12 protein-coding genes are annotated in these 16285 nt (G+C 55.5%); 7 read left to right on the top strand and 5 right to left on the bottom strand.

Annotated elements, in window-relative coordinates; all coding sequences use genetic code 11:
* Positions 1-19: 19 nt before the first annotated feature.
* Positions 20-1531: a mechanosensitive ion channel family protein gene (locus KSF73_00665; protein ID MBV1774217.1), complete on the top strand. Its 1512-nt coding sequence runs from the start codon at positions 20-22 to the stop codon at positions 1529-1531.
* A gap of 6 nt (positions 1532-1537) precedes the next feature.
* Here the strand turns inward: KSF73_00665 and KSF73_00660 are convergent, their stop codons facing one another.
* The 4 genes from KSF73_00660 to pcnB form a co-directional block, all read right to left on the bottom strand.
* On the bottom strand, positions 1538-1951 hold the full coding sequence (locus KSF73_00660; protein MBV1774216.1) for a GNAT family N-acetyltransferase: 414 nt from the start codon (positions 1949-1951) through the stop codon (positions 1538-1540).
* Positions 1952-2011: 60 nt separating this feature from the next.
* The gene (locus KSF73_00655; GenBank protein MBV1774215.1) at positions 2012-4036 is read right to left on the bottom strand and encodes a TonB-dependent receptor; all 2025 of its coding nucleotides are present in this window, start codon (positions 4034-4036) and stop codon (positions 2012-2014) included.
* A 198-nt stretch (positions 4037-4234) separates the two neighbouring features.
* Positions 4235-4729, bottom strand: a complete 495-nt coding sequence (gene folK / locus KSF73_00650) for a 2-amino-4-hydroxy-6-hydroxymethyldihydropteridine diphosphokinase (GenBank protein ID MBV1774214.1) — start codon at positions 4727-4729, stop codon at positions 4235-4237.
* Positions 4726-6069: a polynucleotide adenylyltransferase PcnB gene (pcnB, locus tag KSF73_00645; GenBank protein MBV1774213.1), complete on the bottom strand. Its 1344-nt coding sequence runs from the start codon at positions 6067-6069 to the stop codon at positions 4726-4728. Before pcnB ends, folK begins: the two co-directional genes overlap by 4 nt.
* Before the next feature lie 267 nt (positions 6070-6336).
* Between pcnB and KSF73_00640 the strand changes: the two genes are divergently transcribed.
* The 4 genes from KSF73_00640 (at position 6337) to KSF73_00625 (ending at position 10933) form a co-directional block, all read left to right on the top strand.
* On the top strand, positions 6337-6630 hold the full coding sequence (locus KSF73_00640; GenBank protein MBV1774212.1) for a phosphate starvation-inducible protein PsiF: 294 nt from the start codon (positions 6337-6339) through the stop codon (positions 6628-6630).
* 146 nt (positions 6631-6776) lie between these two features.
* The gene (gene speA, locus KSF73_00635) at positions 6777-8657 is read left to right on the top strand and encodes an arginine decarboxylase (protein ID MBV1774211.1); all 1881 of its coding nucleotides are present in this window, start codon (positions 6777-6779) and stop codon (positions 8655-8657) included.
* Between the two features lie 185 nt (positions 8658-8842).
* Positions 8843-10240, top strand: a complete 1398-nt coding sequence (locus KSF73_00630) for a hypothetical protein (GenBank protein ID MBV1774210.1) — start codon at positions 8843-8845, stop codon at positions 10238-10240.
* A 75-nt stretch (positions 10241-10315) separates the two neighbouring features.
* Positions 10316-10933 carry an HAD-IB family hydrolase gene (locus KSF73_00625; protein MBV1774209.1) on the top strand — a complete coding sequence of 206 codons (618 nt, stop codon included), beginning with the start codon at positions 10316-10318 and terminating at the stop codon, positions 10931-10933.
* A gap of 15 nt (positions 10934-10948) precedes the next feature.
* Here the strand turns inward: KSF73_00625 and hemH are convergent, their stop codons facing one another.
* Entirely contained in the window at positions 10949-12037 is a 1089-nt protein-coding gene (hemH, locus tag KSF73_00620) for a ferrochelatase (GenBank protein MBV1774208.1), read from the bottom strand.
* Between the two features lie 177 nt (positions 12038-12214).
* Here hemH and KSF73_00615 point away from each other — a divergent pair, with 177 nt between their 5' ends.
* Both KSF73_00615 and KSF73_00610 read left to right on the top strand, forming a co-directional pair.
* Positions 12215-12991 (top strand): ParA family protein, encoded by a 777-nt coding sequence (locus KSF73_00615; GenBank protein MBV1774207.1) that lies wholly within the window; start codon positions 12215-12217, stop codon positions 12989-12991.
* Positions 12988-16275, top strand: a complete 3288-nt coding sequence (locus KSF73_00610) for a PAS domain S-box protein (GenBank protein MBV1774206.1) — start codon at positions 12988-12990, stop codon at positions 16273-16275. The genes KSF73_00615 and KSF73_00610 overlap by 4 nt, the downstream gene beginning before the upstream one ends.
* The last annotated feature ends 10 nt before the right edge of the window (positions 16276-16285 follow it).

The raw sequence follows: 16285 nt of genomic DNA, 5'->3' as shown, positions 1-16285 counted from the left end.
AAGAACCAAAAGGGCTGCCATGTTTTCAATTGATCCCGATACCTTCCGCCACGAAGTCTGGCCCTGGCTGCTAAGCCTGAGCTTGCTGATGGCGACATTGCTGTATGTATTTCGCCGCGAAGATCGCCGAAGTGTGGTACTGACACTGGGCTTTCTGGTGCTCGGACTGTTTGCCATGGCCGCTCTGGCCGCAGCGAAACGTGCGGGTATCAGTGAAGGCACGGGCATCCTGCATGAGGCGGCCATTATTCAGGTCGGGCTAGTGGTGATCCGTCTGTGGGGGCTGGTGGTATTCCGGCTCTTCCTGCCCATGACCAAAATGCATGTGCCTCGCATTCTGGAAGACATCATTGTGATGCTGGGGTATGCAGTCTGGGGGCTGTGGCGGATGCGCGAGGGCGGAGTAGAGCTATCGCATCTGGTGCTCACGTCCACCATCATCACTGCGGTCATTGGTTTTTCCATGCAGGATACGCTGGGGAATCTGCTGTCCGGACTGGCGGTGCAGCTGGATGATTCAATCAAGATCGGACAGTGGATTAAGATCGGCGATGTCAGTGGCAAGGTGATACAGGTGGGCTGGCGCTCGACCTTAATCCTCAATCGCAATGGTGAAACGACTGTATTGCCCAATTCATGGCTGATGAAAAATGGCTTTCAGGCCATCGGGCAGCCACTGGCCAATGGCTTGGAAGGCTGGCGTCGCTGGGTATGGTTCGAACTGAACTGGAACTTGCCCCCGCTGGATGTTACCGGTGTGCTGGAACGGGCGATTCTTGATGCACAGATTCAGGAGATTGCGCTAGAGCCGCCTCCGCAAGCGGTACTGATGGAGTTGAAACATGGCGTCGCTCGCTATGCGCTGCGTTATTGGTTGACCAACTTCATGGCCGACGATGCAACGGATTCCCGCGTCAGGGCACACGCACTGGCTGCTCTGCGCCGACATGGCATGGAGCTGACGACTGAGAACTTCAATATCGCCACCACCAAGGAGAATGAGCGCGTAGAGGAAATCCGTGCAAAACGCGAGATTTCCCGCAGGCTGGATATGCTGGGTCGAGTCGCCCTGTTTTCCGGCATTACGGCTGCAGAACGCGAACAGCTTGCGCCGCATCTGCGCTACGCCCCATTTGAGGCCGGAGATATCATGAGTCGCGAAGGTGCGGTGGCACACTGGCTGTATCTCATCATCAACGGCAAGGTGGATATCTGGCGCGGTTATGGTACGCCGGGTGGTGTGCATCTGGGAACGCTGGGGGCGGGCGAGTTTTTCGGCGAAATGGGGATGATGACGGGTGCGCCGCGCACGGCAACAGTGGTAGCTGGATCGCGCGTGGAATGCTATCGACTGGATCGCGATGGATTCGAGGCCATCATCTCGGCTCGCCCGGAAATTGCAGAGGAAATTTCCCGTGTACTGGCCAAGCGTCAGGCTGAAAATGTGGCGCGCAACCTCGCACCAGTGCAGGGTGGGGCGCCGGCGGGCGAGGAAATGCTGGTGCGGATCAGGAAGTTTTTCGGGGTGTGAAGATGCTCAATAGCGCTTCAGCATAAACAAGCGCTCATGCCCGCCCGGCAAATCGGTGATCCGGCCGATGACCTCGAATCCCAGCTTGCCGTAAAACACCGGCCCCTGAAATGACAGGGTGTCGACCTGTGCCGCCACGCAGCCCCGCGCACGGGCTTCGTCTTCGGCGCGCTGCATCAGGGTGCGACCGAGACCTGTGCCCCGATGTCCGGCATCCACCCACATCACTTCGATCAGAAACTGCTTGTAAATGGTGCGCCCGGCCACGCCGCCGATCAGCTTGCCTGCTTCGTCATGGGCGATCACTGACAGCGGTTGGGACTTCTCTGCGCCCAGATGCTCGGCGTTGTAGGCGCGTACGCCCGTCACCAGTGCATCGAAAGTGGCGGCATCTTGTTCGTGATGGATAGAAATCTGCATCAGAATGGTCCCGATCATGCATATCGACTGATCGGGACTATATCACTGGTGACCCCGTGATCAGAACGAGTAGGTGAAGCCTGCATTAATCATTGCACCAAAGCCCTTGTCTGCCTTACGTGTAGTGTAGTCGCCGTCATAGGTGTAACCCTGCACGTTTTCGCGGTTATAGGCATTGATCAATTCAAACCAGACGCTCATGCGCTCGGACAGTTTGCGGTCGGCACGCAGATCAAGGCGGTGATACGCTGGCAGGCGCTCGGAATTCAGCTCGCCGTAGAGCGGCTGCACACGTCCATCCGGGTATTTGCCCTTGCCTATGATGGGGGTAATCAGCGAGCCGCTGTGGTAGCTCCACTTTGCGCCAAACTGCCAAGTATCAGACCAGCGATACTGGCCGACGACATTCAGTACCACCGGCTGATCGTATTCAAATCGGAAGGATTGTCCGGTCAGATCGTTTTTACGCTTCGCATCGGACAGGCTGAGCGACACCCAGCCGGAGAAATCACCACCTGCCGGGTCTTTCTTCATGAAGAACTCCATGCCCTTGGCGTGGCCACTGCCGCCATTGCGGTAGTTGGATACCGGGTCAAAAATCACGAAGTCCGAGAACGTCTTGTAATAGGCTTCACTCTTGAATGACCAGCCATCCTGCAGCCGTTGTGTCATGCCAAGCGCCACACTCTTCGAGCGCATATGCCCAAGTGCCGGGTTGCCGAAGTCTTTCAGTACCTGCAAACCATTGGGGAATTCGTTGTGCTGGCCTGCACCGAGGCTCAATACGGTATCTTCGCTTGTCTTCCATTCCAGGCCGACGCGCGGCTCGGTGTAGTTTTTGTGCAGATAGCCGTCGATGCTGTGATGCAGTCCAAGAACTGCGGTCAGATCCGGCATGAGCTGCCAGCGATCTTTCACGTACAGAATCGAGTAATTGACATCAATGCCGCCATTGAAACGATGGCGCGGGGCGCTGGTGATATCGCATCGTGGCTCGAATTCGGTACATTTTGCATCCAGCAGATTCAGGTTTAGCCCGTAACTGGAGCGGAAGAAGGTGCCACCCAGCGTCAGATCATGTGCCTCGCTTGCCTGAATTTTCAGTTGTTCGCGCAGGAAGGTTGAGTCCAGTTTCATGCCGACGTCTGCAGCGGTACCCGTGTGGCTGGTTTGCTGATAGTGCATGTGTCCGAGCGACAGCTTGTTGCGCATGAAACTATTGAGATTGGAGTCCAGTACGATGGCTTCGGTGTGGCTGGACTGATCGTCATCAAAGTTACCGACGAGCGCGGGCTCCTGCTTACCCGTATCGGTAGCTTTAGGGATATTGCCGTTAATCTTGTCGGCAGCACCGAGTACATGAAAGCTCAGTTCATTTTCCGCATTCACCTGCCAAGTATATTTACCCTGATAATCGGTATAGGAGGGAAGGCGGAATTTGATGCCCTCGTCACTTTCCAGCTCCTTTTTTACCAGCAGATCAAAGAAGCTGCGCTTGGCGGCGAAATAGAAGCTCTGGTTCTCCGTAACCGGGCCTTCGACCAGACCTTCCGCCCCTAGCAACCCGAGGCTGATTGCACCATGCAGCTTGTCTGTCTTGGGTTTGCGTAGGGTAATGTCAGCGACCCCTCCGTGGACATCATCGTATTCCGGGCCGAATGACCCTGTGTATAGATCAAACTGCTTGACCAGATCACCATGGATGGTGCTGTTGCCATACATGTGGAAGACATAGCCAACAGGCAGGGAATCGACGTAATAGGCATTGTCTTCTGGACGGGAACCGCGCACGGCAGGTGCAGGATTGCCATCGCTTGTTGCCACGACTCCGGGCAGGCTTTGTAAGGCGCGAATCGGATCGCCGCCCGTACCGGGAACGTGCGTCGCTTCAGCGCCTGATAGGGTTTGCTTGCTGGTTTGTGCCGGCAGGCGTTTGGCTTCGACCGCAATGGTGTCTACGCGCGTTTGATCATCGTGTGTGTCTCGTGTCGATGCTTGCTCCGCATGAACCGTGGCCATGGCTGCGCAAATCAGCAACGATATAGGCCGAAGCATAGACGGGAAAGATTTGATACTGGCGTGCATGGGCGAATCCTCATCCTCTGGATAATGGGGGCAGGCGCGTCCTCATGGAGACGCGTTTCTGATCATGAATGGGTAGACGAGCAGTCTTACGCGGGAAATTGACGGGCGTATGTCAATTCCGCAGGCGTGCCGACACCATCCGGGTTCGCAGACTTGGTCAGGCCACTTACGTGATAGTTCAGTGGTATTGCGTAGGGATTATTGATTGCCATTGTCTGCGACAGGGCGCAGGTCACTGGTCTCAATCTTTTGCAGCAGGGTGCGACTGTCGCCGTGACCGGGCAGGGTGAGGCCGGGGGCGATATCCTGTAGCGGCAGCAGGACAAAACCCCGCTCGTGCATGCGCGGATGGGGAATGGTCAGGCGGTCGTCATGCATGGATAGGTCGCCATACAACAGGACGTCCATGTCCAGCGTACGCGGCGCATTACGGAAGGTGCGTTCGCGTCCGAAGCGATGCTCGATGTCGAACAGTGCTTCGAGCAGGCTGTGTGGATCAAGTTGCGTATCTACACAAGCCACTGCATTTACAAAATCAGGCTGATCGGCATAGCCGACCGGGGCGCTGTGATACAGGCGCGAAGCGGCGACAAGCACGGTGTCCGGAATCTGATCCAGTGCATTGATTGCCTGCTGTACCGCATCTGCAGCATGGCCCAGGTTTGCCCCCAGGCCGATGTACGCACGGGTCATTCTGTTGTGCCTTCACCCGAACTGTTACCGGATGGCTTGCGGCGCGGACGGCGACGGCGCTTATTGCCTTCACCCTTGCCAGCCTCCGGACGTACTAGCATGGCCTCGCGGCCTGCATTGTCGGCATCCTGGAATTCGGTCCACCAGGTGGCGATTTCCTGATCGATTTCGCCACAGGATGCGCGCAGACACATGAAATCGTATGCAGCGCGGAAACGCGGTTGTTCAAGCAGGCGGAAAGGACGGGCGCCGCTGCGCTGTTCAAAGCGCGGCTGCATCATCCAGATTTCCTTCATGGCAGTGCCATAGCGGCGCGGAATCGCTAGCTTCTGTTCCTGCACGGTTTCGACTTCGTCGATGGCATCGAAGAGTGCCGGGAGCGGACGCTCGCCTGCTTCTTTGCGCTGACGCCAGTTGTCCAGTACTTCAAGCCACAGCAATGCCGCAAACACGTAGCCAGCCGAGACGGGCTTGTCTTCCTGAATACGCTTGTCGGTATTCTCCAGCGCCGTGCGCAGGAAAGTCACGCCATTAGGCGCTGCCAGCATCTTGTCCAGTAGGGGAAAGAAGCCCTGATGCAGACCTTCTTCGCGCAAAGCGGTGAGACATTGCCAGCTCTGGCCGGAGAACAGCATCTTCAGCATTTCGTCGAACAGGCGCGAAACCGGCACGTTGCTCAGCAGACCCGCCATCTCGCGAATCGGCTTGCGTGTCGGGCCGTCAATGCTCAGGCCCAGCTTGGCAGACAGTCGCACTGCGCGCAGCATACGCACCGGGTCTTCGCGATAACGCAGCATGGGCGCGCCAATCATTACCAGACGCTTGCGTTCGATATCGGCTACGCCGCCGTGATAATCGATGATTTCTTCACGGCTCGGATCGTAGAAGAGGCCATTGACCGTGAAGTCGCGGCGTTTGGCATCATCTTCCTGACTACCCCAGGTGTTGTCACGGATGATGCGGCCAGCGTCGTCTGTCAGTGCATCGCTGGCACCTCGGAAGGTGGAGACTTCCACCACTTCGTCGCCATAGAGCACGTGCACCAGACGGAAGCGGCGACCGATAATGCGTGAGCGGCGGAAAATGCGATGCACTTCTTCCGGCGTGGCATTGGTGGCGACATCGAAATCTTTGGGAATCTTGCCCAGCAGCAAATCACGGACGGCGCCGCCTACCACGAAAGCCTCGAATCCTGCTTCCTGCAGGCGGGCAGTGGTTTTCAGTGCGAAGGAAGGCAGTTTGTCCCGAGTGACGCCATGACGTTTCAAGGGAATCACTACCCTGCCGCCGCCATGACGCTTCTTCAGGCCCAGAACGCGTCCAATTAATTTACGGATCATTGTCTTGAGTGCTGAACATTAGATATCCGTGATTATAACGGGGTCATGCTCGAAATCCCCATGATATTGAAGCAATCGATTTAAAAATTTCGATAGTTATTTTGCATTCAGGAAAGGTCGCTTCGCCAAAATGTGTTTATCGGCATGCCATCCGCTTGTCATCTGGATTGCATCGCAAAGGCTGATACTATTTAGTAGTAGAGTGGTGAGCGAGTATGTGAAGCAATCGTCAGGCTCTATCAAATCTAGATTCAACAGGAGAAACCGATGAGACAATGGCTTTGGATGGCAGTGTTGAGCATATCGCTGGGGGCAATCGCAGCGGATAAACCGGTGACACCGCAACAGCAGCGCATGAAGGACTGTAACGCGCAAGCAAGTGGCAAAAAAGGCGATGAGCGCAAGAGTTTCATGAGCGCCTGTCTCAAGGGTGAATCCGCCGCACCGGAAGCTGCACCCGTCACCCCGCAGCAACGCATGAAAGACTGCAATGCACAGGCGACAGGCAAGAAAGGCGATGAGCGTAAGCAGTTTATGAGTAGCTGCCTGAAAAACAAGTAGTTAGCGTGATCTGGCAGTGCGTCGGATCGCATGCACTGCCTGCGCTTTTCCATGAATGAAAAAAACAGTACATTCGTGGTTTACAGGGACGCAAAACAGTCCCACAATCCGCCCCTTTTCAACGGGCTGGGCAAGGAGTTGTAGGGATGAACTGGTCGGTGGCGCAAAGTCGTGCAATGTACGGTATCCGTCAGTGGGGTGCCGGGTATTTCGACATCAATGATCAGGGCCATATTCTGGTCCGTCCGCACCACGACACGGGCAAAGCGCTCGACCTGCATGATCTCATTGGTCAGCTCAAGCAGTCCGGACTGGCGCTCCCGCTGATCGTACGCTTCCCGGACATTCTGCAAGACCGCGTGCGCGATCTGTGCAATGCCTTCAGCGATAACATCGACAAGCATGGCTATGAGAATCACTACACCGCCATGTACCCGATCAAGGTGAATCAGCAGGAAGCCGTGGTGAAGTCCATCATCGCCACGCAAGGGGTATCGATTGGTCTGGAAGCCGGTTCCAAGCCAGAACTGATGGCTGTGCTGGCGCTGGCGCCGCATGGCAGCACCATTGTCTGCAATGGATATAAAGACCGCGAATTTATCCGATTGGCGCTGATGGGCCAGAAGCTTGGTCACCGTGTGTTTATCGTGATCGAGAAAGAATCCGAAGTCACTTTCGTGATCGAAGAGGCGCGCAAGCTGGCCGTGACGCCAAATGTAGGCCTTCGCGTGCGTCTGTCCTCGCTTGCCTCGTCCAAATGGGCGGATACCGGCGGTGAAAAGGCCAAGTTCGGCCTGTCCGCTGCGCAATTGATCAGCGTGGTGGATCGTTTCAAGGATGCCGCCATGGGCGACAGCATCCGTCTGCTGCATTTCCACATGGGCTCGCAGATTGCCAATCTGGCCGATTATCAGGCCGGTTTCCGCGAGGCTATCCGCTACTACGGCGAATTGCGTGCACTGGGCCTGCCTGTCGAAGTGATCGACGTGGGCGGCGGTCTGGGGGTCGATTACGATGGCACACACAGCCGTAATCCGAGCTCCATCAATTACGACATGGACGACTACGCCAATACGGTAGTCGGCATGCTCAAAGAGTTCTGCGACGAGAATGCGCTGCCGCATCCGCATATTTTCTCCGAGTCCGGCCGCGCCATGACAGCGCATCACGCCGTGCTCATTGTGCAGGTGACCGACGTCGAACGTCATCACGACGAGATGCCGGATCTGGGTGATGTGGCCTTGCTGCCGGAAGTGATTCAGTGGCTGTACGAGCTGTTCGGGCAGAACGACAGCGAAATGGCGACGGAAACCTACCACCGCGCCACGCATTACATGAGCGAAGTATCGAGCAAGTTTGCCGAAGGCAAGATTACGCTGGCCGAGAAAGCACTGGCCGAACAGCTCTACTTTGCCATCTGCCGTCGTCTGCAAGGCTTGCTGCTGGCCACCCAGCGCTCGCATCGTCAGGTATTTGACGAGCTGAACGACAAGCTGGCCGACAAGTACATCTGTAATTTCTCCGTTTTCCAGAGTCTGCCGGATACGTGGGCGATTGATCAGGTGCTGCCGATTCTGCCGGTGCATCGCCTGAACGAAGCACCATCTCGTCGCGCCGTGTTGCAGGATCTGACCTGCGATTCGGACGGCAAGATCAAGCAGTACGTGAACGAACAGAGTATCGAGCCCAATCTGCCGGTGCATCAGTTGGTAGACGGGCAGGAATACGTGCTAGGTATGTTCCTCGTGGGTGCGTATCAGGAAATTCTCGGCGATATGCACAATCTGTTTGGCGATACCGACTCGGTAAACGTCTATATGCGTGAAGATGGCAGTGTGCAGATCAGTGGTATCGAAGTACACGATACCATCGAAGATATGCTGCGCTATGTGCATCTGGAACCGGCGGAACTTATGACGCGTTATCGTGACAAAGTTGCAACAGCCCAGTTGAGCGAGCATGAGCGCTCGACCTATCTGGATGCCTTGCGTCTAGGTTTAACGCGTTCGGCCTATTTGTCCGCCTGATCCGTTCAGCAGGCAAAAAGTGTAAAAATCAAATGTTTCAGGGGCAGATGTCAACCGACATTTGCCCTTGTTGGTATATAGTGCGCTTCTTCTTGCCTAAACAGGCCGCAAACGGTGAGAATGCGCGCTGAAGAGCAGACACTTAACTCACGGCAATGGATGCCGGGGAGCAATCGGGAGTCATGATGAAAAGAACGCTGTGTGCAGCTGCCGTACTGGGCGCGCTGCTTGCTGGTTGTAATTCCAAGACAACTTCGCCGGATAATCCGAATACCACTACGCCAACCACAGCATGGAGCGTGGTAGAGGCACCGACGGCATCGACGATCGGTGGTGGCCCCTGGACGCTGACCCAACTGGCGACCGGCAATACTGATATCGCCAAGAATCCATCGTTTGGTTACTGTAATGCCAATGGCCTGCGCACGCGCAATCCGGGCGTCGCGGCAATGAATCCTTATGCATCGGTTCAAGTCGTCGGAACCGGCCTGACTTTGCAGGCATTTTTCGATTACCGCCCCTATGGTCTGAACGAGAGCATTGTGGCTGCAGCATCGACCGATGGTGGCAAGACCTGGAAGTATCAGCAGGAAGCTGCAGTGCTGACCGAAGCCTGTCCGGCGAATAGCGCGAGCCTGAACCCGACTGACGGCGGCGTGGGCAAGCCCTACGTCATGACCGTGGGTACATCTGCCTATATGTATGCCGTGGATCATTCGACAAACAACACTGATTCCAGTGCGCAACTGCTGGTTCAGCCTCTGGGTCTGTCGACTGCGGCATTGGCCGCTCAGCCTGCTGCGCCGCTGCAATGGGTCGGTGCGACTGCAGCCAGCCTGCAAACACGCACATTTGGCCTGTTGAACCCGGCAGGTATTCTGGCTGTGATTCCTGCTGCTAGCTCTGGCGGTACCCGTGTACTGTATCTCTCCAAGATTGTGAACGGCGACAATACTGGCGTCACCGCCATGGATCCGAAGTTGCAGTGCCCTGTTCAGCCGGTTGCGCCGGCAGGTGCGGCAGCTGTTGCCCAGCCAAACCATGACATCATCACGGTTCGCGTTGCTGATACCTATGATGGCAAAACTTTCGTTGATCGTGGCGTAGCAACTGGCCTGAATGATTCAACCGCTGTTGGATACGACAAGATCCGCTATGTGGGTTCCAACGGTACCGTCGTCAATATGGGCAATGGCAAGTATGGTCTGTTCTTCACGGGCGGTAACTGTCTGGATGCCAATTCGGATGGTCAGCACTTTGTCGCTTATGCAGAAAGTACCGACACTCTGACATGGACGATCATCAATGGTGCCGACAAGCCGATTGCTTCGATCAAGAATGTGACGGTAGGTACCACGGTTTACCCTGCTACCGTTCCGGTTGTGACAGCACCTGCGTCGAATAACTTCTATCTGGGTCGCATCTCCTCTCCAGCGGTGAGCCAGTACGACAACTACAACATCATTCTGACCTTCTCTGGCAGCCCGGTTGACCAGCCTGTGCAGGGTCTGGCCAATTATCGTCAGATTGGCCGTATGATGCTGAAGTCCAATAACGTAATGCCTACACCTTACGTCTATTAAGCGAACGGTCGATACCAGCAAAATGCCCGCCTTACTGGCGGGCATTTTCCGTTCAACGCACACGAGGCATCCAACATGACCGAATCCTGTCCACCCTACACACTGGCCGCATTTGATTTCGATGGCACGATTACCACCGGTGACAGTCTGCAGGTGTTTTTGCGCGAGCTGTCTGGCTGGCACGGGTTGATTGGCGGGGCGCTTCAGTCTTCGCCCTGGCTGTGTCTGGCTTTCTTGAAGATTATTAGCCGTCATTCCGCCAAAGAGCAGCTTTTGGGGGCAATGCTCAAGGGCAGGTCATATGCTGATCTGGATGCGGCTGCAAAGCAATTTGCAGAAGGCACGCTTGAGTCAATGGTGCGTCCGGAAATGCGTGAGCGAATTCGCTGGCATCAGAATCAGGGACATCGCGTCGTACTGGTCTCTGCGTCGCCCAGTCTGTATTTGCGCTACTGGGCGGCCAGGCATGGATTTGAAACGGTACTGTCTACCGAAATGGAATGGCAAAACGGAGTGTTCACCGGCAATCTGGCAGGGCGTAACTGCTGGGGGCCGGAAAAGGTGAGTCGTCTCGCTGCGTGGTGGGGGGATCATCCGCCGGCTGTTTTACATGCCTATGGCGATACGCGCGGCGACCGAGAAATGATCGCCCGCGCGGATCACGCGTGGTTTAGAGGTGTGCCTGTTAAATAAACCATCCCACGATCACTACTGCTTGGCGCCCAGTGCGCGAGCAAGCGACTGTTGCCGGGACAGCTCGCTTTTGTCTGCATCAAGTACCCAGCCACCCAGATGTGGCGTGACAATATCGGACAAGGCTGCAATCCAGTCATGTCCATCGTTGGGGGCGGCAATATAGCGGTAGTCGCCGCCACCGGCATGCTGGAAGGTTTCCTTGCCCTCAATGGCAATCTCTTCAAGCGTCTCCAGGCAATCTGCGACAAATCCCGGACAGACGACATCCAGTGCGCGTGTTCCCGCCTGCCCCAAGCGCATGAGTACCTCGCTGGTGTAGGGCTTGAGCCACTCGGCTTTGCCAAAGCGGGATTGGAAACACACCGTATATTCGTCCTTGTTCAGCCTCAGTGCTTCGGCAATCAGACGCGCAGACTTATGGCATTCACAGTGATACGGATCACCTTTGTCGAGCGAAAACCGTGGCACGCCATGAAAACTCATCAATAGATGATCGCCACGGCCATGCTGCTGCCAATGCTCTTCGATACGGCTGGCCATCAGGCGAATATAGGCGGGGTGATCGTGAAAATGCTTGATCAGGCGGATTTCAGGAGGATTCCGCATGGATTGGATGGCTGTCGCCACCGCATCCATGGCACTTCCTGTCGATGAAGCCGCATATTGCGGATAGAGCGGTACCGCCAGTACGCGTTCCACCCCGTCCGCTTTCATGGCCATCAGCGTATCGCTCACCGACGGATTGCCATAGCGCATGGCATAGCGCACCGCGATGGTTGGCGACAGACTTTCACCCATGCGTCCCTGAAGCAGGGTGGCAGATCGGCGAGTGTAAACGGCTAGAGGCGAGCCCTCCGGCGTCCAGATGCTGCGGTATTTTTCGGCGCTGCGAGCGGGTCTGGTATTCAATATGATCAGATTCAGAATCGGCCACCAAAGCAGGCGCGGAATCTCGACCACCCGCTGATCACTCAGAAATTGCTTCAAATAGGGTCTGAGCGCTTTTGCGTCGGGCGCATCCGGCGTGCCAAGGTTGATCAGCAGAATCCCGGTTCTGGGCGACCGGCCATGCTGAAATGCAGGTTCTTGCAGAAAAGACATGGTAAAAACCGCAGGATATCGAGGGTGCAACACTTTGCCACGGTGCTGCTTACGTGTCGACCATTACCCGTTCCGGATACGCAACATCGGGTTTGCCGCACTGCAGCAAGGCTGGCAAGATGCGGGAAGCGAATTGCATGCTCCCGCAGTCAAACCAGAATGAGTTGTGAGGCCGATATGAAGCGCGTCATTTTTAATCAGAAGGGTGGGGTAGGAAAGTCTACGATCGCCGTTAACCTGGCCGCGATTGCCGCCAGTCAGGGACAGCGGACATTATTGATTGACATGGATCCGCAGTGTAATGCCAGCCGCTATCTGCTGGGTGATGCAATTGAAGGTGTTGAACTCACCATTGCTGATTTTTTCGAGCAGACCCTGGCGCTGACCTTGCGGCCGAGACCCGCACGTGAGTATGTGGTCACCACCGATTGGGACAATCTGTCCGTGATCTGTTCTCACCCCGAAATCAATGATCTACAGGCCAAGCTGGAAAGCCGGCACAAAATATATAAGCTGCGCGAGGCGCTAAACGGTCTGTCAGATGACTATGATCGTATCTTCATTGATACGCCGCCTGCCTATAATTTCTTTACGCAATCAGCACTCATTGCTGCAGACCGGTGCTTGATACCATTTGATTGCGATGAGTTTTCGAGACAGGCCTTATATGCCTTGAGGAGCAATGTGAGCGAGATTCAGGCTGATCATAACCCTGATCTGAGCATTGAGGGGATTGTGGTGAATCAATACCAGCCACGAGCCAGTCTGCCGGTTCGCATGGTGGAGGCACTACGAGCCGAAGGATTGCCCGTATGCAACGCGATGTTATCTTCATCCGTGAAAATTCGCGAATCACATGAGTATGGCAAACCCATGATTCACCTCGATCCCAAGCATAAATTGTCCCAACAATTTGTTGCGCTGTACGAGGAGCTGGAGGGTCGTTCACCTTGAGGACGCGGTTGCGCTCGGCTTCGCTGATTTTTATTCTCGGCGTCGGACTGACTTTTGCGCTCGACGCGTGGCGTCAGCGCGAGGGTGAAGCCCGCCTATTGGATACTGCAAGATTGCAGGGCGAAATGCGCTTGCGCAACGGCGCAAACCTGTTTTTGTCGAGCACCTCTACCGCCGAAGCACTGGCGCGCTTTGCCGCCACCGAGCAGGTACATAAGCAGCGTGACGGCCTGCAGCGCTTTTCCTCTTCCCTTGAACGACTCACAGGCGTCGGAGGCGTATTTGTTGCGCATGTTGTAAACGGGGACAACCGGCGTGAATTTGAGGCCGGTATGCGGACGGTCTATCCATCCTACGTCATCCGCATGCGAAACCGTGCCGGTGCGATGGTGATTGATGAAACCCGGCCGCGCTATGTTGCCATTATGCATGGCCATGATGTTGATCGGATTCGATTGGCAAACGGCCAGAATTTGGCTGTCGAGCCCGAATTTGCGGCCGCGATTGCTGCAATGAAGCCAGGCAAGCTGGTGCTGAGTGCTCCGATTCATTCCCTGCAGGGCGAGATTGTCTATGTCGCGATGTATGCCAGTCCGGAGGCGCCGGATTTGATTGGTGGTGTGATCCTCACGCCAGCAGTATTCCAGCATCTCGATTCAACTAAGCAGCCAATTGGTGATTTCTGGTTTGATGTCACCGATCGGGATCGGGTCGAACCGGTTGTACCGCGCGATGTCGACAATGCCAATTTGCCCGCCTCGGTCATTGCCAAGCAGCACATTGAGATCGGGGGGCGTACTCTGCGTCTCGAGTCGCGAACAGACGATGCCCGTTTATCGGACAGTATGTCTGCAGATTCGCTGGCTCTAAGGGTTTCCGGACTGCTGCTCAGTTTCGCGGTTGCCATGGCCTATGCATGGGTGACCCGCCGAGATCCCAATCTGGTTCGCTTGCAGGAGCAGCACGAGGCAAACACAGCACGCATGACGGAGATGCAAGCGCGCCTCTCGGAAAGCGACGAAGATAGTCTTCGGCTGCGCTCCATTATCGACAGCGCAGTCGATGCGCTGTTACTGGTCGATGATCGCGGCAATATCCAGCTATTCAATCATGCTGCCGAGGAAATGTTTGGTTGCGACAGTCAGGAAATGCTGGGCACGCCGCTGACCGCATTATTCCAGTCTTACCGGCATCGTCAGGACGACACGATCATTCAGTTTCTAAGTGGCGGATCGGCGGTGCCCGGTGGGCGCAATGTCCGGGAAATGCTGGGGAGGCGCAAGGCTGGAGGGGCATTCCCCATTGAATTGTCATTCAACGAATTGAATCTATCGCATTCACGGCATTATGTGGTGCTGATCAGAGATATCACCGACCGCAAACGTGCAGAGCGCATGCTGTTCGAGAGCGAGTACAAGCACCGGGCCATTCTGGATGCAGCCTTTATTGGCATCTATGTTCAGCAGGATGGTGTACTCCGCTACGTCAATCCGACGTTTGGCAATTACTTCGGGCTGGCACCTGCTGCGCTCGTAGAAAAGGTGGACTTGGCCCAATTGGTGAGCGAGCAAGGGCAGAGATTGCTGGTCGATGCGCTCGATATGGATCATGAAGATGCGGGCAAACCGACCGAATTATTGATGCGTCGTCATGATGGCTCCTTCTTCCACGCGCTTTTGACAGCCAAGCCCATTATTTTCGACAACCGACCGGGGGTGGCAGGGTCTTTACTCGATATCTCGGGCCGGAAGGCGGCCGAACTTGCCATGGAACGTGCCGAACGCCGTAATTTGGCGATGCTGCAGGCCATTCCCGATCTGATGATGCAGCTCAACGGCAATGGCATTATTACTGATTGCCGATCACAAGTACCCGCATCGCATTTTGGTCTGCCGGATAGTTGCGAGGGGAGCCATTTTAAATGGGCATTCCCGATTGAGGCAGCCAACCGCCTTGAGCATGCCACGCTTATGCATCGCGCCCAGATGGCGACATTCGAATACGTGCTGAAACAGGAAGATAGTCAGCGGTATTTCGAAGCGCGTGTCACACCCATGCCGGATGGCGAAGCCTTGCTTATGGTGCGTGATATCACCGAGCGCAAACGGATCGAGGCCGAACTGATTCAGCACAGAGATCACCTTGCGGACTTGGTGCGGGATCGTACCGCCGAGTTGAGTTCGCTCTTCGCTGCCAGTCCATTGCCTATGGCGCTGCAGTCACAAGGTCGGTTTGTTGAAGTGAATCGAGCCTTTGAAACGCTGTTTGGCTATAGCTGCGAGGAAATGGAAAATCAGTCGGCGCGCAATCTACTGGCTGACCCAACGCAATTCGAGGCAACGGAACAGCGCTTATATACTCAGTTGATTACCGGTGAGGTAGTCCGCGTTGAAATGATTTTCCGAGCCGCAGACGGTGGGGACATCCTGTGCGATGCCTTCGGCAAGTCAATTGATAATGAAAATCCGCATAATGGCGCGATCTGGATTTATCAGGATGTGGGTGAGCAGCGTGCTGCCGAGGCCGCACTCAAGGAAGCCAAAGAGGGAGCCGAGTCGGCCAATCGTGCAAAATCACAATTCCTGGCGAATATGTCACACGAATTGCGCACGCCCTTGCATGCCATTCTGAGTTTTGCGGATCTGGGGCAAACTAAATCGCGTACGCTCGAAGTACCGAAAATTGTCCACTTCTTCGAACGCATCCATCAGAGTGGTTTGCGTCTTTTGCATATCCTGAATGATCTACTTGATCTGGCCAAGCTTGAATCAGGCAAAATGCGCTATGAAATGCAGATGCTCCTGTTACGCCATGTTGTTGGTGAAGTCTGTGAGGAGTTGCGCACGATAGCCCGACCCAAACAGGTCGAATTGCTAGTGCATGCCAATGAACAGGAGTCACCGATGTGGGGTGATCCATTCCGTCTGGCTCAAGTTGTTCGTAATCTGGTTGCGAATGCGATCAAGTACAGCCCGGATGGTGGCGTGGTTGATCTGACCATTCGTCAGGTGGGTGATCGTATTATGCTGCTCGTCGAAGATCAGGGCGTGGGTATCCCGCCCGAAGAGCTGGAGGCCGTATTCGATAAGTTTATTCAGTCCTCCAAAACCCATACGGGCGCGGGTGGAACTGGACTTGGACTGGCAATCTGTCGCGAAATAGTGCTGGCGCATGGAGGCACAATCGAGGCAGAAAACCGTGAGCAGCAGGGGGCACGGCTGGTGGTCTGTCTCCCCGTTCGTGGGCAGAAGTCAGGTGCGGCGGCAGAGACCATGACGCTCTAGCTGCCGCGTA

Source organism: Burkholderiaceae bacterium DAT-1, assembly GCA_019084025.1.
GTDB lineage: Bacteria > Pseudomonadota > Gammaproteobacteria > Burkholderiales > Chitinimonadaceae > DAT-1.
The sequence above is the reverse complement of the archived record's forward strand: the minus strand, read 5'-3'. Positions and strand labels throughout refer to the sequence as shown.